Origin of the sequence: Parasphingomonas caseinilytica, from assembly GCF_036663755.1 — a bacterium.
In the GTDB taxonomy this organism is placed as follows: domain Bacteria; phylum Pseudomonadota; class Alphaproteobacteria; order Sphingomonadales; family Sphingomonadaceae; genus Sphingomonas.
This window is the reverse complement of record NZ_JAXOJL010000004.1, coordinates 149,245-167,244: the sequence shown is the minus strand read 5'-3', so window position 1 is coordinate 167,244 and position 18,000 is coordinate 149,245. Positions and strand designations below refer to the sequence as shown.

At 65.5% G+C, this 18,000-nt stretch carries 21 protein-coding genes; 12 read left to right on the top strand and 9 right to left on the bottom strand.

Features of this window, described 5'->3' with window-relative positions; all coding sequences use genetic code 11:
• Nucleotides 1-41 precede the first annotated feature (41 nt).
• From U1738_RS10750 to U1738_RS10710, 9 genes are all read right to left on the bottom strand, one after another.
• Nucleotides 42-1,346 carry a GGDEF domain-containing protein gene (locus U1738_RS10750; protein WP_332789053.1) on the bottom strand — a complete coding sequence of 435 codons (1,305 nt, stop codon included), beginning with the start codon at nt 1,344-1,346 and terminating at the stop codon, nt 42-44.
• Nucleotides 1,347-1,453: 107 nt separating this feature from the next.
• A complete protein-coding gene (locus U1738_RS10745; protein WP_332789052.1) occupies nt 1,454-2,203 on the bottom strand; it encodes a sigma-70 family RNA polymerase sigma factor in 750 nt (249 codons plus the stop codon).
• Entirely contained in the window at nt 2,200-4,296 is a 2,097-nt protein-coding gene (flhA, locus tag U1738_RS10740) for a flagellar biosynthesis protein FlhA (RefSeq protein ID WP_332789051.1), read from the bottom strand. The genes U1738_RS10745 and flhA overlap by 4 nt, the downstream gene beginning before the upstream one ends.
• 3 nt (nt 4,297-4,299) lie before the next feature.
• The gene (locus U1738_RS10735; protein ID WP_332789050.1) at nt 4,300-5,211 is read right to left on the bottom strand and encodes a lytic transglycosylase domain-containing protein; all 912 of its coding nucleotides are present in this window, start codon (nt 5,209-5,211) and stop codon (nt 4,300-4,302) included.
• Nucleotides 5,212-5,420: 209 nt separating this feature from the next.
• Nucleotides 5,421-5,750, bottom strand: coding sequence for a flagellar protein FlgN (locus tag U1738_RS10730; protein ID WP_332789049.1), 330 nt, complete (start codon nt 5,748-5,750; stop codon nt 5,421-5,423).
• On the bottom strand, nt 5,737-6,039 hold the full coding sequence (gene flgM, locus U1738_RS10725) for a flagellar biosynthesis anti-sigma factor FlgM (RefSeq protein WP_332789048.1): 303 nt from the start codon (nt 6,037-6,039) through the stop codon (nt 5,737-5,739). Before flgM ends, U1738_RS10730 begins: the two co-directional genes overlap by 14 nt.
• A 66-nt stretch (nt 6,040-6,105) precedes the next feature.
• Complete coding sequence (locus tag U1738_RS10720; RefSeq protein WP_332789047.1) at nt 6,106-6,636, bottom strand: flagella basal body P-ring formation protein FlgA; 531 nt, start codon at nt 6,634-6,636, stop codon at nt 6,106-6,108.
• 44 nt (nt 6,637-6,680) lie between these two features.
• Nucleotides 6,681-7,199, bottom strand: a complete 519-nt coding sequence (locus U1738_RS10715; RefSeq protein WP_332789046.1) for a flagellar motor protein MotB — start codon at nt 7,197-7,199, stop codon at nt 6,681-6,683.
• Nucleotides 7,196-7,864 (bottom strand): motility protein A, encoded by a 669-nt coding sequence (locus U1738_RS10710; protein ID WP_332789045.1) that lies wholly within the window; start codon nt 7,862-7,864, stop codon nt 7,196-7,198. The genes U1738_RS10715 and U1738_RS10710 overlap by 4 nt, the downstream gene beginning before the upstream one ends.
• Nucleotides 7,865-8,280: 416 nt before the next feature.
• On the opposite strand from U1738_RS10710, the gene flgB reads away from it, so the two are divergent.
• From flgB to motA, 12 genes are all read left to right on the top strand, one after another.
• Nucleotides 8,281-8,574: a flagellar basal body rod protein FlgB gene (gene flgB / locus U1738_RS10705; protein ID WP_443027006.1), complete on the top strand. Its 294-nt coding sequence runs from the start codon at nt 8,281-8,283 to the stop codon at nt 8,572-8,574.
• Between the two features lie 3 nt (nt 8,575-8,577).
• Nucleotides 8,578-8,985 (top strand): flagellar basal body rod protein FlgC, encoded by a 408-nt coding sequence (gene flgC / locus U1738_RS10700; protein WP_055775010.1) that lies wholly within the window; start codon nt 8,578-8,580, stop codon nt 8,983-8,985.
• A 2-nt stretch (nt 8,986-8,987) separates the two neighbouring features.
• Nucleotides 8,988-9,668: a flagellar hook assembly protein FlgD gene (locus tag U1738_RS10695; RefSeq protein ID WP_332789043.1), complete on the top strand. Its 681-nt coding sequence runs from the start codon at nt 8,988-8,990 to the stop codon at nt 9,666-9,668.
• 27 nt (nt 9,669-9,695) lie between these two features.
• Nucleotides 9,696-10,943: a flagellar hook protein FlgE gene (locus U1738_RS10690; RefSeq protein ID WP_332789042.1), complete on the top strand. Its 1,248-nt coding sequence runs from the start codon at nt 9,696-9,698 to the stop codon at nt 10,941-10,943.
• A 25-nt stretch (nt 10,944-10,968) separates the two neighbouring features.
• On the top strand, nt 10,969-11,712 hold the full coding sequence (gene flgF / locus U1738_RS10685) for a flagellar basal-body rod protein FlgF (RefSeq protein WP_332789041.1): 744 nt from the start codon (nt 10,969-10,971) through the stop codon (nt 11,710-11,712).
• Nucleotides 11,713-11,731: 19 nt separating this feature from the next.
• On the top strand, nt 11,732-12,520 hold the full coding sequence (flgG, locus tag U1738_RS10680; protein WP_332789040.1) for a flagellar basal-body rod protein FlgG: 789 nt from the start codon (nt 11,732-11,734) through the stop codon (nt 12,518-12,520).
• 14 nt (nt 12,521-12,534) lie between these two features.
• Nucleotides 12,535-13,224, top strand: coding sequence for a flagellar basal body L-ring protein FlgH (locus U1738_RS10675; protein ID WP_332789039.1), 690 nt, complete (start codon nt 12,535-12,537; stop codon nt 13,222-13,224).
• The gene (locus U1738_RS10670) at nt 13,224-14,432 is read left to right on the top strand and encodes a flagellar basal body P-ring protein FlgI (RefSeq protein WP_332789038.1); all 1,209 of its coding nucleotides are present in this window, start codon (nt 13,224-13,226) and stop codon (nt 14,430-14,432) included. Before U1738_RS10675 ends, U1738_RS10670 begins: the two co-directional genes overlap by 1 nt.
• Nucleotides 14,429-14,773, top strand: a complete 345-nt coding sequence (locus tag U1738_RS10665; RefSeq protein ID WP_332789037.1) for a rod-binding protein — start codon at nt 14,429-14,431, stop codon at nt 14,771-14,773. Before U1738_RS10670 ends, U1738_RS10665 begins: the two co-directional genes overlap by 4 nt.
• Nucleotides 14,770-16,116 (top strand): flagellar hook-associated protein FlgK, encoded by a 1,347-nt coding sequence (gene flgK, locus U1738_RS10660; RefSeq protein WP_332789036.1) that lies wholly within the window; start codon nt 14,770-14,772, stop codon nt 16,114-16,116. Before U1738_RS10665 ends, flgK begins: the two co-directional genes overlap by 4 nt.
• A gap of 11 nt (nt 16,117-16,127) precedes the next feature.
• Nucleotides 16,128-17,039 carry a flagellar hook-associated protein FlgL gene (gene flgL, locus U1738_RS10655; RefSeq protein WP_332789035.1) on the top strand — a complete coding sequence of 304 codons (912 nt, stop codon included), beginning with the start codon at nt 16,128-16,130 and terminating at the stop codon, nt 17,037-17,039.
• 97 nt (nt 17,040-17,136) lie between these two features.
• Nucleotides 17,137-18,000, top strand: coding sequence for a flagellar motor stator protein MotA (gene motA, locus U1738_RS10650; RefSeq protein WP_055774986.1), 864 nt, complete (start codon nt 17,137-17,139; stop codon nt 17,998-18,000).

Genomic DNA, 18,000 nt, shown 5'->3' with positions numbered 1-18,000 from the left:
CCTGAGCCCCTCCCTTCAGGGGAGGGGCTTCGAAGGATAAGTCAGGCCGCCACCGCATCCTGCTCCTGCGGCGTTTCCGCCGGTGCCAGTCCGGAGGCCCATTCGATCCGGTTCCTGCCATTGGCCTTGGCGCGGTACAGGGCCTGATCCGCCGCCTTGATGAACGCCGCCGGCTGGACATCGGCGGCGGATGTCGCGCTGGCCAGGCCGATGCTGACCGTCACCTTGGTCGGCAATTGATGCAGCGACACCCCGTCGGCGATCCGGGCGATGGCGATCCGCAACACTTCGGCGCAGGACCGGGCGTGGGCGATGCCGCTGGCCGGCAGCAGCACGATGAATTCCTCGCCGCCATAGCGTGCGACGGTCGCGTCGGACGGCGCATGGCGCACCAGGCAGTCGGCGACCAGTTTCAGCGCCCGATCGCCCGCATCGTGGCCGAACGTATCGTTGAGCGCCTTGAACCGGTCGATATCGATCATCAGCACGCTGAGCGCGTCCACATCCGGCTCCGTCGTACAGCGCTGCATGAACGCGGCATCGAAATGACGACGATTGGCCAGCCCGGTCAGAACATCGGTGTTGGACAGGGTTTCGAGCAGCCGGTTGCTTTCGGCCAGCGTTTCCGCGCGCAGCCCCTCGCGCTGGTTGAACAGAAAGGCCCGGCGCTCGCTCGCCTCCATGCGATAGGTGCCGATCAGCATATACGCCGCACAATTGGCGTTCACGATCAGGGCGAACGGGCTGAGCAACGCATCCCAATCGGGGCGCGAGATCATCACGAGCGAGGTGGAGGCGATGCAGAACACGGTGAACGCCAGCGACATGCGAAACGGCAGCGGCAGGACGACATTGCCGAACGCGAGGCATACCGGGACGGTATAGATCAACAGATACGAATAGGGCGCATGGGACATGTAGAGAAACAATGCGACACTGGCGATGATCGCCAGCAGTGCGGCCGTCACGCAGATTTCCGGCGCCAGGATGCGTTTCGTCATCGCCCATAACATCGCGCTGATGAACGGCGAAACGATGAACAGCTGGATCTCGAAGATCGCGCGCATGATGTCCGGCATCAGGACGGCATCAGGGATCAGGAACGAGTTGTAGGCGAGAATGCCGAGGAGACCGACAGTCAGGAAACGCCTGATCCGCGCCGAGGCCAGCTCGGCCTGAAATACCATTTCCAGCGCCGGCAGGAAACGCCGCACACCCGTCGCCTTATCGAGCAGGGCATCGATATCGGCGAGGGCAACTGCCCGGTCGAAGGGGGCGGCATCCGGCGTCTGGGCGGGACGGTGAGTGAAGGATTCGTCCATATCGGTCATCGGTCCGGCAGCCATGGCGGCCGCCAAACAGCCGCCTCGACCCTGACTTAGGACGTCAGCGGTAAAGGAATATGCATAGGATATGATATTCGATAGGTTAACGCGGCGCTAGTTGTCTTCGATCAGACCCCGTTGCCCAAGGCCTTCTTCAACCGCTGATGCGCGCTGGCCTTGATCTGGCACACGCGCGCCGCGCCGACGCCCAGAACGAGGCCGATCTCCTCCAGATTCAGCTCCTCGACGTAATAAAGCTGCACCACCTGCGCCTCGCGTTCGGGCAGGGCGCCGATCGCTGCGATCAATGCGCCCCGCAACTCGCTCTCCGAAAGCTGTTCGAACGCATCGGCATCGTCGCTGGCGAACCACGGTTGATCGTCGGCATAGACTTCGTCGATCGATTCGAAGCGCAGGGGTTCGGCCGCCGAATAATCCAGCCGCAATTTCTCGAGGGTCACGCCGAGCCTTTCCGCAATGATGTGGTCGTTCGGCTTGATGCCGGTTTCCGTGGTCAGCGCCTTGACGGCGTCGTTATAGGCGCGTCGCCGCTGCATCGCGCCGCGCGTCAGCGTCGCCTGCCGGCGCAGCGCGTCGATCATCGATCCGCGCACCCGCGTCAGCAGATATTGTTCGAACGTCACCTGTCCGCGATCCTCGAAGCCGGACGCGGCCTCGACCAGGGCGACCAGCCCGATCTGGATCAGATCCTCGACCTCGACCGCGCTGCTCATGCTGCCATGCACGTGCCAGGCGACGCGCCGGATCAGCGGCAGATGCTTGCGGGCGAGCGCGTTCAGATCCGCCGCCGGACCGCTTCGCCCGTAGGTCAGCGGGGCCGCGCCGGCAAAGGCGCCCGGAGTGGGAAGCGCGGTCATGCGGCCAGCGCCTGCGGAGCGCCGATCACGGCGACGACCTCGACGGCCTTTTCCTCCGGCACCTCGAAGAAACTCATCACCGGCGTATCGGGTAGGATCGTCTTGACCAATTTGCGGATCGCGACGCGGATCGCCGGTTGCACGACCAAGACGAACGGCTTGGCCTCGGCGATCAGCGGGTTGGCCGCCTGTTGCAACGCATCGACGATGCGACGGCCGAGATCGGGTTCGATCGTGTGGCGGCGCGACGGATCGCTCCTGACCGCCTGTCCCAGCAGACCTTCCAATTGTCCCTCCAGCGTCATCACGCGCAACGGCTCGCGCACGCCGCACACCTTGCCGATGATCAGCCCGCCGAGTTCGGGGCGGATCAGTTCGATGATCTCGTCGGCATCCAGCGTCTTCTGCGCCGCGACCGCGATCGCCTGCGCGATGCGGCGGAATTCCTTCAGCGGCACGTTCTCGGCGAGCAGCCCCTTCAGCACCTGCGTTAGCGTCGTCAGCGGCAGCGGGTTGGGCGACAGGGCCGCGACCAGACTGGCGGCGCGATCCTTCAGACCATCGAGCAGGCTCTGCACCTCGTCCTGCCCGAGCAGGTCGGACGCATGGCTGCCGAGCATGTGGTTCAGATGCGTGGCGACCACCGTGCCGGGATCGACCACGAGATAGCCTGCGCCCGTCGCGGCATCGGCGTCGCCCGGCGCGATCCATACCGCGTCCAGCCCGAAGGTCGGATCCTTGGCCGTCTTGCCGATCAGTGTGCCGATCGCTTGGCCGGTATCGAGTGCGAGCATCTCCTCGGGCGAAACACTGTCTTCGCCCAGCACCACGCCACCGACGACGATGCGATAGGCGAACGGCGCCATGTTGATGTCGTCGCGCACGCGCACCTGCGGCACGACGAAGCCGAGTTCCTTCGACAGCTGGCGGCGGACGCCGGTGATCCGGCCCATCAGCGGCGCACCCCGTCGTTCGTCGACCAGCGGCACCAGGCCGTAACCGATATCGAGATTGACCTGCATCGTATCGGTCACTTCCTCCCAGCCGATCTTCGACTGGTCGACCGGCTCGGCGGTGACGATCTCCACGGGGGCGGGGCGCTTGGCCTTCTGGTTCAGCTTGTACGCGGCGAACCCGGCAATGGCGGCGGCGGGCAGGATGATCAGATGCGGCATGCCCGGCATCAAACCGAGCAGGCCGAGGATGATCGCGACCGGGGTCCAGGTCCGTGCCGAGGCGAACTGGCCGCCGATCTGACCGGCGAGATCCTGCGACGAGGTGACCCGGGTGACGATCGCAGCGGCGGCGATCGACAGCAACAGCGACGGGATCTGCGCGACGAGCGCGTCGCCGATCGCCAGCAGCACATAGGTGTGTGCCGCAGCGCCGATCGACATGCCGTGGCTCACCGGCCCCAGGATCAGGCCACCGGCGATATTGGCGAACAGGATCAGCAGACCGGCGACCGCATCGCCCTTCACGAACTTGGACGAACCGTCCATCGAACCGTAGAAATCCGCCTCGGTCGAGACTTCGACGCGGCGCGCCTTGGCTTCGTCTGGCGTGATCAGGCCGGCGTTTAGATCGGCGTCGATCGCCATCTGCTTGCCGGGCAAAGCATCGAGCGTGAAGCGCGCGCTGACTTCCGACACGCGGCCCGCGCCCTTGGTGACGACGATCATGTTGATGATGACGAGGATCGCGAACACGAACAGGCCGACGATGTAATCGCCACCGATCACGAACGTGCCGAACGCCTCGATCACATGGCCCGCCGCCGCTTCGCCCTCATGCCCGTGCCCCAGCACGACGCGCGTCGATGCGACGTTCAGGCCGAGGCGGAACAGGGTGGCGAACAGCAGCACCGTTGGGAAGGCGGAGAAATCGAGCGGCTTTTGCGCATTCAACGCGACCATCAGCACCGCGAGGCTGATCGCGATGTTCATGATGAAGAATATGTCGAGGATCGCGGTCGGGATCGGGACGACCATCAGGACGACGAGCAGCAACGTCGCCAGCGGCAGCGCCGACGAGCGCAGCAGCGGCAATATGCGGCCCCCGCGAGAATTGGGTTTGAGTGCGGCAGCGGCCATCGGTTACGCGCCCATCGTCGAGAGCATCATATACGCCAGCCGCGCACTGGCCGGCGTCGGGCGGATCAGACTGGCCATCTGGCTTTTGTCGCTGCCCGCGCCTTGGCCCCCGGCCCGGCCTGCGAACTGGTCGAGCGTTGCTTTGGCCCAGGCGCTGGCGCTCTGCGTGCCGCTATCCTCGCCATTGCCGGGGATGACGGTGGAGCCGTCGATCTCCAGCGCGGCCGACGCCATCACCGTCGGGTTGTTGTCGAACAGTCCGCTGGCGGTACCGGCGGCGACGCCCGCGCCCTTGTCGAGTTTGGCGGCGAAGCGATCATAGACGTCGCTCAGCGACCGCGCCTGACCGTTGGAATTATAGAAGACGTTGTGATTGGCCCGTGCGGCAGCTGGAAACAGGCTCGCGGCGGAACGATCCGGACTGCTCGCCATGTTTCTCAGAAACGATTTCGCGCCGCCCAGGCCGAGGAAGTGCGCCATGTACAGATCGGTGCCCGTCGCATCGCGGCCGAGCGTGCTTTCGAGCGCGTCCTTGTTGTCGGAGGCGTGTTCGGCGGCCATCAGCGATGCGGTCTGCGGATCGTTGCGCAGGTTCAGGATCGCGCGGCGCGTTTCGGGATCGCTGACCGTCATCTTGCCGCTGCTGGTCGTGGAGATCGCGTCGGACGCCCAGGACATGCCGTGTTCGGCGCCATGCTGCTTCATCACGCGCAGCCAGCTCTGGTCGATGAACTGGTACAGGCCGGAGGCGCTGGAGGTGCCGGCCCTGGCATCGGTGCGCATGCCGCTTTCCAGCTGCGCCTGGCCCATCAGATAGGAGAAATCGACGCCGGTCTTCTGGCTCGCCAGCGCGATCGCCGATTGGGCGGAAACGCTTTTCGTGGCGGCAGTGACGGCGAAAGGGTTGAAGCTCATCGATCCTCGGCTGGTTGACCTTGTTCAAGGGTCGCATCAGCAAGGAGCGTGCCAGTTGCAGAGGGTGCGTTGCGTCGATCCAACGGTAGAACCGCGTCATCCTGAACTTGTTTCAGGATCTAGGCGCGATCAGCGGCCTATTAGACAGTATCAGTGAGGGTAAGGACCGCGCCTGGATGCTGAAACGAGTTCAGCATGACGGTTGAAAATCAGGCGTAGGCGCGCATCACCGGGCTCGGCCGGTAGGCGGCACCGGCATCGCCGGTCAGGGTTTGCAGGCGGCGGCGAACATTTGCCGCCATCAGATTGACGTAGATGCGGCAGGTTTCGTTCAGCCGATTGGCCTCATCCGCCAGCACGCGCAGGTCTGGGCCGGCCGGGCCGGTACCCAAGGCGGCAACCGCTTCGATGCCCTGCAGTTTCTCGTGCGTCGCGCGTTCCAGCGCGACGATATCGTTGCTCTTGAGCGCCGCGATCTCTTGATGGAGCGACTCGATCACGCCGATCAGCGCGTCGCGCCGCAAATCATTGTGCGTCATTGCGCAGCCAATCGTATTTCGATGCGATCAACCGATCCGCGATCGTGGAGGGGTAGATCGGGAAGTTGCCGTCCGCGATCGCCTTGCGGATTCGCGCGACGCGATCCAGATCGACCGGCGCGCTGGCGGCGGATTCCTTCGCATTGCTCACCACGGCCGACTGGCTGACAGCCCCGGCCTGCGTCTCGTTCGTTGCTGTCGGCGCGACCGCTGCCGTCGGCACGACACGTGCGACGGGCGCGATACGCTCGCTCGTTTGTACCGGCCTTACGCCGAGAGGATCCACCATGTTCGCCCCTTTCCGGGTCATGCCACACAGGGATAAACGACGGGGCGCGGAAAAGCTTTAACACGATTATTCGTTCCAGCCGGGAAGGGTGGCGCGGCCGCTCTGCACGGCGACGGCCTGGACCGGGTTCTTGGCATTCTCGACCTTGACCAGGAAGCGCGCGCCGGGTGCGGCATCGGCCAGCGCAATGCCCTCGCGCGTGATCGAAAAACCGCTCGATCCGGCGGCGATCGTGACCGGGTCGCCACGCTTGATGACGGGCTCGACCTTGACCGGCGGGGCGAAGGCGGCGGCCTGTCCGATCGGCCGTTTCGTCTCGGTCGGCGCGAACAGCACGGGCACGAAGATGCGCCATTCCGGCCCGGTGCAGCTGACCACCACCGCATCATGCGCATCGGATCGCCAGGACATGGCGAGGGTGGGGCATTGCGCCAGCTTCAGCCGCGCATCGACCACGCTGCGCGCGCCGCCCTGGCTGCCGATGCCGTGGCCGGTGAACGCGGCGACCGCGCGATCGAGCGAAACGGTGTCCTGAAATGCCGGTGCGGCCAAAGCGGGCGTCGCGCAGAGCAAGGCTGGAAGCAGCAGGCGGTACATCGTGGTTCCTTCGAAACGGCAGGTTGGGGTTGCCGGGCGGCCGATCATTGCCGTTCGCCTGCAAAGCCTAAGGTGACGGTGACCGAGCGGCTCTTGCCGCCGGTGGCGTTGACGATCGTCATGCGGCCCGGCGGCACGGCATGCGCGCGGGCCAGTTCGGCGGCGATCGCGCGGGCACGATCGGCGGCGAGCACGGCGCTGTTGCCGGTCGCCGCATCCACGTCGGACGGCGATCCGTCGCTCGCGCCGCTGATCTTCAGCACGACGCGCGGATCGCGCGTCGCCTCGCGTGCCCAGGCGATCAGCCCGGCGGGGGAGGATGGCAGCGCGGCCGAACCGGGGGCGAAGTTGAGCATCGCGGCGGCGGCGACCGGCATCGGCTCCGGCACGACGGTATCGGTCCCGAACCCCTCGCGAATGCCCTTGGCCAGGGCCTTCTGATCGAGATGCTGCGACGCCTGGATGAAAACGAAGAAGCCGACCAGCAGCAGGGCGAGATCGGCCAGCGTCATCAGCCAGGCCGGGCGGCCCGGCGCTTCGTCGGGGAAGTCCTCCAGCGTCATGCCGCGTGGACCAGTTCGGCGGAGCGCGGCCGCTCGCGCGAGGCCAGGGCGACCAGCGGGGCTTCGAGCCGGGCGCGCTCGACCGCCTCGACGCGCGCGTGGCGTTTCAGCCGCGCGGCGATCGGCGCGGCGAACAGATTGGCGATGATCGCGCCGTACAAGGTGGCGAGCAGGGCGACGGCCATCGCCGCGCCGATCGCGCTGGGATCGGTCATCCGCGTGAACATTGCGACCAGGCCGATCAGCGTACCGATCATCCCCATCGCCGGCGCGACGTCGGCGGCCCCGGTCCACATCTCGACGGCGGACAACTGGCGTTCGATCCGCTGGCGGCGGTGATGCTGAAGCAAAGCGGCGACGTCGTCCGGTCCCTGACCGTCGACGATGGCGGCAACAGCGGCGGCGACGTCCTTGTCGGCGATCACCGACCGGTCGAGCGCCATCACGCCATGCCGGCGCGCGATCCGGCCGAGCGCGGCGATCTGATCGAGCAACGGCGCGGCATCGAAGCGGCGGCGCGGCAGGCCGCCAAGCGCCGCCAGCCCGCCGATCAGGTCGCCGAGCGGCGTGCGCAGGATCACCGCGATCATCGTGCCGCCGGCGACGATGATCGCGGCAACGGGATCGAGGAACGGGGCGAGGGTCGAGGCGAGATCGGGTGTCATCGCGAGCGACGTAGCAAGAGGCGGGCCAGTTTTCTGATGGCTGGCGTCCAAATATCCGTCATCCCAGCCCGCCCGACCGTCATCCCAGCGAAGGCTGGGATCTCCATGAGGCGCGCGGGTCGCCAGCCCCACAGAGATCCCAGCCTTCGCTGGGATGACGATACTCGCAAGGTAATGACGGTGGAGGCGGAGGATGGGGACCAACCCAAACCCACCAACCCTTGCCGCCGCCCGGCAACCCTTTGCCGCCGCCCTTGCCGTACTCCGGCAAAAACTCCCGCTCCCGCCCCGTCACCGCCAACTGGCACGCCCATTGCTTATCCCTTCCCGCACACTGACGTGCGGAGACCGACACGGTGGACGAGAACAGTCTTTTCGGAGTTCATGGAGCAGCCCTCGAAGTGCGTTCGCAGCGCATGGGCCTGCTCGCCTCGAACATCGCGAACGCCTCCACGCCGGGTTTCAAGGCGAAGGATCTGGATTTCCAGGTCGCGCTTCAGGCGGCGGAGGGTCCGGGGGGGCTCTCCGCCGCCGGCATGAACAATGCTGTGAAGTATCGCAATCCGATGTCGCCCTCGATGGACGGCAACACGGTGGAGCTCTCCACCGAACAGACCGCCTTCGCCGAGAACGCCGTGCAATATCAGACGACCCTGTCGTTCCTGAACGGCCGCATCAACACGCTCACCCGCGCGCTGAGAGGGGAATAAGACATGGCCGATCCGCTGACGATCTTCCAGGTGGCCGGCAAGGCGATGTCCGCGCAGCTGCTGCGCATGAACACGACCGCCTCCAACCTCGCCAATGCCGGCGGCGTCGCCTCCAGCGAGGCCGCCGCCTACCGCACGATGAAGCCGGTGTTCCGCACCGAATACGACAAGGCGACCGGCCTCGCGACGGTCAATGTCGAAAGCGTCGTCACGGCCGGCAACAGCCCGACCAAGCGCTACGATCCGTCGCATCCGATGGCCGACAAGGACGGCAACGTCTGGGAAAGCGCGGTCGATGAAACCCGCGAGCTGGTCGACATGATGGAGACCGCGCGCAGCTACCAGAACAATGTCGAAGTGATGCAGACCGCCAAGTCGCTGATCCTCGATACCCTCAAGATGGGCCGATAATCATGAGCAGTTTCGATACCACGCTGAGCAGCCTCGGCATCAGCACCACCGCCTCGACCACCGCGAATGCCGCGACGGCGAAGTCCTCGACATTGGGCCAGGCCGATTTCCTGAAGCTGATGACCGCGCAGCTGAAGAACCAGGATCCGTTCGCGCCCGTCGACAATACGCAGATGGTCGCGCAGATGGCGCAATTCTCCTCGGTCGCCGGCATCGGCGAGATGAATACGACGCTGAAAGCGATTTCGGACAAGCTCGCCGGCACCAGCCAGAGCGATGCGATGGCCTATGTCGGTCGCAACGTGCTGACCGCGGGCACTACCGCGTACGGCCGCACCTCGGGCGGCATCGCCGGCGCGGTAGAGCTGGATAGCGACGCGAGCCAGGTCAACGTCTCGATCCAGTCGGCCGACGGGCAGATCCTCAAGACGTTGCAGCTCGGGGCCCAATCCAAGGGCACGGCGACCTACGACTGGGACGGCAAGACCGAAGCGGGCGAGGCTGCCGGCAACGGCCCGTTCAAGGTCGTCGTCACCGCTGCCAAGGACGGGGCCGAGATCGCCAGCCGCTCGCTCGTCTGGGCGCCGGTCGCGTCCGTCTCGATGCCGGCCTCCGGCTCGCCCGTCCTCACGCTGCCCGGCATCGGGCAGATCCCCATCACCGACGTCCGCCAGATCGGCTGAACCGCCTAAACCAGGAGCACCACCCCCATGTCCTTCTACACATCGCTCAGCGGCCTGCAGGCAGCCCAGACCGAGATGTCGACCATCTCGCACAACCTCGCCAATGTCGGCACGGACGGCTTCAAGAAGAGCCGCACCGATTTCGCCGACGTCATCGCCTCCAACCTCCAGACCGATCCGCGCAAGCTGGTCGGCTCGGGCACGGTGGTGAAGGGCAATACGCAGCAATTCTCGGAAGGCAGCCTGAAGACCACCGGCTCCTCGCTCGATCTCGCGATCAGCGGCGACGGCTTCTTCGCGGTCAAGACCAACGGGCTCAGCTCGGCGATCAACTATACCCGCAACGGCAGCTTCCATGTCGATCCGACCAGCCACAACGTGGTCGACGATCAGGGCAGCGCGCTGCAGGTCTATCCGGTCGATGGCGACGGCAACGTCACCGCGACCGGTGCCGACGGGCTGACCAATCTGCGCCTGCCGGAAACCAGCGGCGTGCCCAAGGCGACGACCGCGATCTCGCTGGGCGTCAATCTGCAATCGACGGCATCGGTGCCGACCGGCACGTTCGATCCGCTCAACGCCTCGACCTACAACAACGCCACCACCACGACGATCTACGATTCGTCGGGCAAGGCGATGACGATGACGAACTATTACACGCACGTCTCGGACAACACTTGGTCGGTGCGCTCCTATGTCGGCAATCAGGCGCTGACCGTCGGCGGATCGGCCAATCCGACCAATGTCACGTTCGACACCAACGGCAATCTCACCGCCCCGGCGGCACCGATCGCCTATGACAGCTTCCTGCCGACCACCGGCGGCGCGGCGCAGAGCGTCAAGCTCGATCTCGCCGGATCGACGCAGAAGGCCAGCGCCTTCGCGGTCGCCGGACGCAGCCAGGACGGCAAGGCGGTGGGCGAGCTTTCGGGCGTCACGGTCGACAAATCCGGCATCGTCACGGCCAGCTTCTCGAACGGCGACACGATCCCGCTCGGCAAGGTCGCGCTGGCCAATTTCACAAATCCCGCCGGTCTGCGCCAGAACGGCAACAGCTATTGGTCGGCCAGCGGCATCTCCGGCCAGGCCTTGCTCGGCGGCGCCAATGACAATGGCTATGGCTCGCTGAACTCCGGCACGATCGAGGGATCGAACGTCGATGTCACCGAGGAACTGGTCAATTTGATCGCGGCGCAGCGCAACTTCCAGGCGAATGCCAAGGCGCTCGATACCGCGAACCAGATTTCGCAGACCATCTTCAACATCCGCAGCTGATCGAACGGACGGACGGGGCGCCTGAATGGACAAGCTGATCTACACCGCGGCATCGGGCCTGAAGGCGCATATGGCGTCCCAGGCGGCGATCGCGAACAATATGGCCAACGCCTCGACGATCGGCTTTCGTGCCGACCGCGTCGTGTTCGACCGGATCGAGATCAAGGGCGCGGGCTTCGAGGCCCGCACCCCGTCGTCCGAAGAGGTGATCGACGCCGATCGCAAGCAGGGCGCGATCCAGCAGACCGGCCGTCCGCTCGACGTGGCGATGACCGGCGATAGCTGGCTCACCGTACAGGCGACCGACGGCACCGAAGCCTATACCCGGCGCGGCGACCTGTCGGTGACCGAAACCGGCGTATTGCAGACGGGCGACGGCTTTCCGGTGATGGGATCGGGCGGTCCGATCACCATCCCGCCCTATCAGTCGATGACGATCTCCGGCGACGGCACGATCAGCATCATTCCGATCGGCGGCGATGCCAAGAACCCGCAGGTGATCGACAAGCTGAAGCTGGTCAGCACGCAAGGGTCGCAGACCGTGAAGGGCCTCGACAACCTCCTCCATGTGAAGGGCGGCGGTGTGCTGCCCGACGATCTGGAGGCCAAGGTCACCGGCGGCGCGCTGGAGGGATCGAACGTCAACATGACTCAGGCGCTGGTCGACATGATCGAGAATCAGCGCGCGTACGAGGTTCAGGCCAACCTCATGAAAGAGGCCAAGACCATGGACGAGAGCGGCGCATCCCTGATGCGCATGCCGTCCTAAGCGAACAGGGGAAGAGACCATGAGCAGCGCAGCAATGCACATCGCCCGCACCGGCCTGGACGCCCAGGATATGCGGATGCGCGTGATTTCGAACAACCTCGCGAACGTCAATACGACGGGCTACAAGCGCGATCGCGCCGCGTTCGAGACCTTGGCCTATCAGACGGTGACGGCGCCCGGCGCGCCGAGCACCGCGGAAACCAAATACGCCACCGGCCTCAACCTCGGCACCGGCGTGCGTATCCAGGGCACGGCGCGGATCGACACGCAGGGCTCGATGCAGACGACGGGCAATTCGCTCGATCTCGCGCTCGATGGCGACGGCTATTTTCAGGTGCAGATGCCCGGCGGCACTTTGGGCTATACCCGCGCAGGCAATTTCTCGCGCTCGCCCGAAGGGCTGCTGGTCACGTCCGAAGGGTATCAGGTGATGCCCGGCATCACCGTGCCGCAGGGCGCCACCGCGATCACGATCGGCACCGACGGCACCGTGTCGGCGACCATCCCGGGCCAGTCCACGCCGAGCGAACTCGGCCAGATCCAGGTCGCCAGCTTTCCCAATTCCGAAGGGTTGCTGCAGGGTGGCGACAATTACCTGACCGAAACCGCCGGCAGCGGTGCGGCGAATCTCGGTATCGCCGGGGTCGATGGCCGCGGCGGCATCCGCCAGGGCATGCTCGAGGCATCGAACGTCAACGTGGTCGAAGAGCTGGTCGACATGATCGAAACCCAGCGCGCGTACGAGGTGAATTCGAAAATGATCTCCGCGACCGACGACATGTTGAAATATGTTAACCAAAATATCTGATGATGGTTAACGCCATGAAAGCCATCATTCTCTCCTCAGCCGCGATTCTCGTCGCCACCGCGCTCCTGCCCGCAACCGCAGACGCGCGCCTGTTCGGCAAGAAGGCCGCGCCGGTCGATTTCTCCGCCTCGCTGCCGGGGCCGGTCGCGCCGCCGCCGGTCGTGGCGACGGGGTCGATCTTCCAGGTCAATGACGGATATGCGGCGCTGTACGAAGGATCGCGCGCCCGGCGCGTCGGCGATCCGCTGACGATCGTGCTCGTCGAACGCACCGCCGCATCGAAATCCGCCGGTAGCAAGCTGGATTCGAGCGGCGGGTTCGGCATCACCCCGCCGACCACCGGTCTCGCCTCGAAACTGTTCAAGCCGAGCGACGTCGCGGCTACCGGCAAGCGCAACTTCACCGGTGCCGGTTCGGCCGATCAGTCGAACACGCTGTCGGGTGAAGTCAGCGTCACGGTGGCGAAGGTGTTCCCCAACGGCACGATGCTGGTCCAGGGCCAGAAACGCGTCACGCTCAATCGCGGCGACGAATTCGTCCAGATCAAGGGCCTGATCCGCACCGCCGACATCGACGCCGAGAACCGCGTGCTCTCCACCCGCGTCGCCGATGCGCAGATTGCTTACACCGGCAAGGGCGACGTCGCCCGCGCCAGCCGCCAGGGCTGGCTCAGCCGGTTCTTCGCCGTGGTGAGTCCGTTCTGATGGGTGCGCTGATGTCTCCAAAAACCCCGTCCGTCCTGAGCCTGTCGAAGGACTGCCTTTCTTTCTTCCGCCGGATGAAGAAGGGCAGTGCTTCGGCGGGCTCAGCACGGACGGTGTGGGGGGCGATCGCGTTCGCCATCGCCACCCTGCTCATCGCCACCCCCGCATCCGCCGACCGGATCAAGGATCTCGGCGGCTTTCAGGGCATCCGTTCCAACCAGCTCACCGGCTACGGCGTGGTCGTGGGCCTGCCCGGCACCGGTGACGACAATCTCGAATATACCGTCCAGTCGCTGAAGGCCGTCGCCTCGCGCTTCGGCCTGCAGCTGCCCGCCTCCGCCAATCCGGGGATGAAGAACGCCGCGGTGGTGCTCGTCACCGCCGATCTGCCGGCCTTCGCCAAGCCCGGCCAGCGGCTCGACATCACCGTCGCCTCGATGGGCAAGGCCAAGTCGCTGCGCGGCGGCAGCCTGATCCTGATGCCTTTGCTCGGTGCCGATGGTCAGATCTATGCCATGGCGCAGGGCAATCTCGCGGTCGGCGGTCTGGGCGCAGAGGGCAAGGATGGCTCCAGCATCGTCGTCAACGTGCCGTCCACCGGGCGCATCCCGGAAGGGGCCACGGTCGAACGCGCGGTGCAGACCGGGTTCGAGAGCAGCCCGACGTTGACCTTCAACCTCGCCCGCGCCGATTTCACCACCGCGCAGAATGTCGCCGCGTCGATCAACGCGCGCTTCGGGGCCGGCATCGCCGAGGCGACCGACGCCGTTTCGGTGTCGGTGCGCGCGCCGCAGGGCGGCGACGTCCGCGCGACGTTGATGAGCCAGATCGAGAATCTCGACGCCACCTCCGCCGAACCCTCGGCCAAGGTGATCGTCAACGCGCGCACCGGCACCGTCGTGATCAACAGCGCAGTGCGCGTCAGCGCCGCCGCCGTCACGCACGGCAAGCTCACCGTGCGCATCGACGAGAAGGAAACCGTCGTTCAACCCGCGCCGTTCAGCCAGGGCCAGACCGCCCGGGAACAGAAAAGCGGCGTCGCCGTGGATGAGGAAAAGCATCCGATGTTCCTGATCGAAGGCGGCCCGAAATTGGCGGATGTGGTCAAGGCGGTCAACGCAATCGGGGCCTCACCGGCCGATCTTGTCGCTATATTAGAAGCACTTAAGGAAGCCGGTGCCCTCAAGGCGGAGTTGATCGTGCTATGACCGATATGACCCTTTCCGCGCCACCTTCGCCAACTTCCGGAATCGGCACCGACACCAGCCGCCTCGGCAGCCGCGCCAATCTCGAAAAGGCGGGCAAGCAGTTTGAGGCGGTGTTCGTCGGCATGATGATGAAATCGATGCGATCGGCCCACCTCTCGAGCGAATTGTTCGAGAGCAAGGGCCTCGACACGTTCCGCGAGATGCAGGATCAGAAGGTCGCGCAGTCGATGGCCGACAGCGCACCTCTCGGCATCGGCAAGGCGATGGTCGATTTCCTCGCCAAGGCCCAAGCCGCTCAAGCGCCCGCTCAAGCCCCGGCTGCTGAAAGCACCACGCCATGAGCGATCTGCTCGGCATCGGCGCCAGCGGGATCCGCGCGTATCAAAGCGCGCTGACCACCGTCTCCGAAAATATCGCCAACGCCTCGACCGCCGGCTACACGCGCCGCACGTCGACGATCAACGAAGTCTCGTCCACCGGCGGCTCGATCACGTCGCGGTCGGTGAACGATGTCAACGGCTCGGTGATCACCGGCATCAAGCGGATCGGCGATATGTTCCGCAGCGCCGACGTAAGGTCGGCCGGTTCCGATCTTGCGCGCTCCGATACCTCGATCGGCTGGATGGACAAGATCGAGACGACGCTGAGCGGTAACCAACTGGGCGATCGCCTCACCAGCTTCTTCAACGCTGCCAAAGCGATCGCCGCCGATCCGACGGCCACCACGCCACGTCAGGCGATGCTCGAATCCGCGACGTCGGTGGCGAGTTCATTCGCCGCGACCGGCAAGGGGCTGAATGCGATCGATCAGGATATCGACGCCACGGCGGACGATTCGGTCGCGACGCTGAACGGCTTGGGTGCCTCGCTCGCCAGGGTCAACGATGCGATCGCGCGCGTCCAGCCGGGCACGGCGGGCGCGGCGCAATTGGGCGACCAGCGCGATCAGTTGCTTGAACAGATGAGCGCGATCAGCGACGTCGGCGTCACCACCGACGATCTCGGCCGCGCGACGGTGCGGCTCGGCGGCGCGGGCGGGCCGGTGTTCGTCGCCGGGAACGATGCGGGTTACGTCACCTATGCGCGCGGCGATGCGGGCGCAGTCTCTTTCGCCCTGCACCGCGATGGCGCATCCTCCACGCTGACGCCTGGCGGCGGCGTGCTTGCCGGCGTCGCCGAAAGCGCGCAGCGCGTGGAGGCCGCGCGCGATTCGCTCAACACGATCGCCACCGGCTTCGTTGATGCGGTCAACACCGCGCAAGGCATGGGCCGCGATCTCGACGGCAATCCGGGTTCGGCGATGTTCGCGGTGCGCGGCTCGCCGACCGATATCGGACTGGTCCTGACCGATCCACGCGGCATCGCCGCCGCAGCGGTGGGCGGCGGCACGCGCGACAACGGTAATCTCGCCAATTTCGAAGTGATGCGCTCATCGGGCAAGTTCGAGGCGAGCACGACGGCTTTGGTCTCCGGCAATGCCTCGGCGCTCGCCGCGCGCAAATCGGTCGCCGAGGCGCAGGGCGCGATCCGCGACAATGCCGTGGCCGCGCGCGATTCGGTGACCGGCGTCAATCTCGACAATGAAGCGGTCGATCTGATGCGCTTCCAGCAGGCGTATCAGGCGTCGGCGCGCGTCGTTCAGGTAGCGCGCGAAACCTTCCAGTCGATCCTCACGATCCAATAGGCGCAGTTTCCATGCAGATCAGCACCAGCCAGCTCTACGATCGCTCGACGAGTCTGATGCAGCAACTGACGGCCAGGGCCGACAAGCTGCAGACGCAGATTTCGACCGACAAGAAGATCGCGACCGCGTCGGACGATCCCGTCGCCTATCAAAAGCTCGCGCTGATCAAGCGTTCCAACGCCAACGACACCGCGTATGGCGCGAACATCAAGGTCGCGCAGTCGCTGCTCGCGCAATCGGATTCGACGCTGGCCTCGGTCGAGAGCCAGTTGCAGAAGGCGGCCGAACTGGCGACTCAGGCAAACAACGACACGCTGAACGCGGCGGATCGCAAGGTGATCGGCGATCAGTTGACCGCGATCGTGCAGGATCTGGTCGGCCTGGCCAACACCAAGGATGTGCGCGGCCAGCCTTTGTTCGGTGCATCGTCGGGCGATACCGCAGTGGCGCAGGCGAACGACGGCAGCGTCACCTTCACCGGCACCGGTGAGCCCTCGGCGATCCCGGTCGGCGACGGCGTGGACGTGCACGCGACCGACAGCGCGCAGCGCGTGTTCGGCGGCATCTCCACCTCCACGGGCACCAGCGACGTGTTCGCGATCATCTCGAAACTCGCTGCCGCATTGACCAGCAACACCAATGCTTCCGCCGCGGCAGCGGATGCGGGCAACAGCCTGAAGACGGCGCTGACGCAGATCGGTGCGACGCGCGGTTCGGTCGGTGCGCGGGGCGCGCGGCTCGATCTGGAGACCACGCGACTGACCGACGTCGCCACCACGCGCGAAGCGGATCGCTCCAGCCTGGAGGATACCGACACGGCGGCGGCGATCACCGAATTGCAGAAGACGATGACGATCCTGTCCGCGACGCAGGCGAGCTTCACGAAGCTCAGCTCGTTGTCGCTATTCAATTACCTCAATTAACCATTTTTCCGGCGATGGTTAACCGCTTGGCTACGAAGTCCGGTTAACCATCGCTGTCGAGGGCCGCATCGGTCCAACGGGGGAATACGCACTTACCATGTTCGTCGTCATCGGCCTCGTCGTTCTTCTCGTCATGATCTTCGGCGGGTTCGCGATCACCGGCGGCGCGCTCGGCCCGGTGATGGAAGCGATTCCGCACGAGATGCTGATCATCGGCGGCGCCGCGGTCGGTGCGCTCATCATCGGTAATTCGATGAAGGAGATCAAGGCGCTGGGCGGCGGGCTCGCCAAGGTGTTCAAGGGCCCGAAATACAAGAAACAGGATTATCTCGACGTCATCTTCCTCGTCAGCAAGCTGATGAAGATGCTGCGTACCGAAGGGCCGATCGCGCTCGAACCGCATGTCGAGGATCCCAAATCCTCCGCCCTCTTCTCCGAATATCCACGCCTGCTCAGCGATCACGCGCTGACCAACCTGATCGCCGATACGCTGCGCCTGGTCGTGGTGTCGTCGGGCACGCTCGACGTGCATGCGGTCGAGGACGTGATGGACAATATGATCAAGACCCACCACCACGAGGCGGAAGGGCCGCACGGAACGATCGCGTCGCTGGCCGATGCCCTGCCCGCGCTCGGCATCGTCGCCGCCGTGTTGGGCGTCGTGAAAACGATGGGTTCGATCGACAAGCCGCCGGCGATCCTGGGTGCGATGATCGGCTCGGCGCTGGTCGGCACGTTCATGGGCGTGCTGCTCGCCTACGGGATCGTCGCACCGCTCGCCAACCGGCTGAAGCAGGTGCTGGATGCCGATGGCGCGATCTATCACGTCGTCAAACAGATCATTATCGCCTCGCTCCACGGCCATCCGCAGCCGCTCGTCATCGAAGCGGCCCGCTCGGGCATCGCGCACAGCAACCAGCCCGGTTTCGCCGAGGTGTTCGACGGTCTGCGGGGCCGCTAA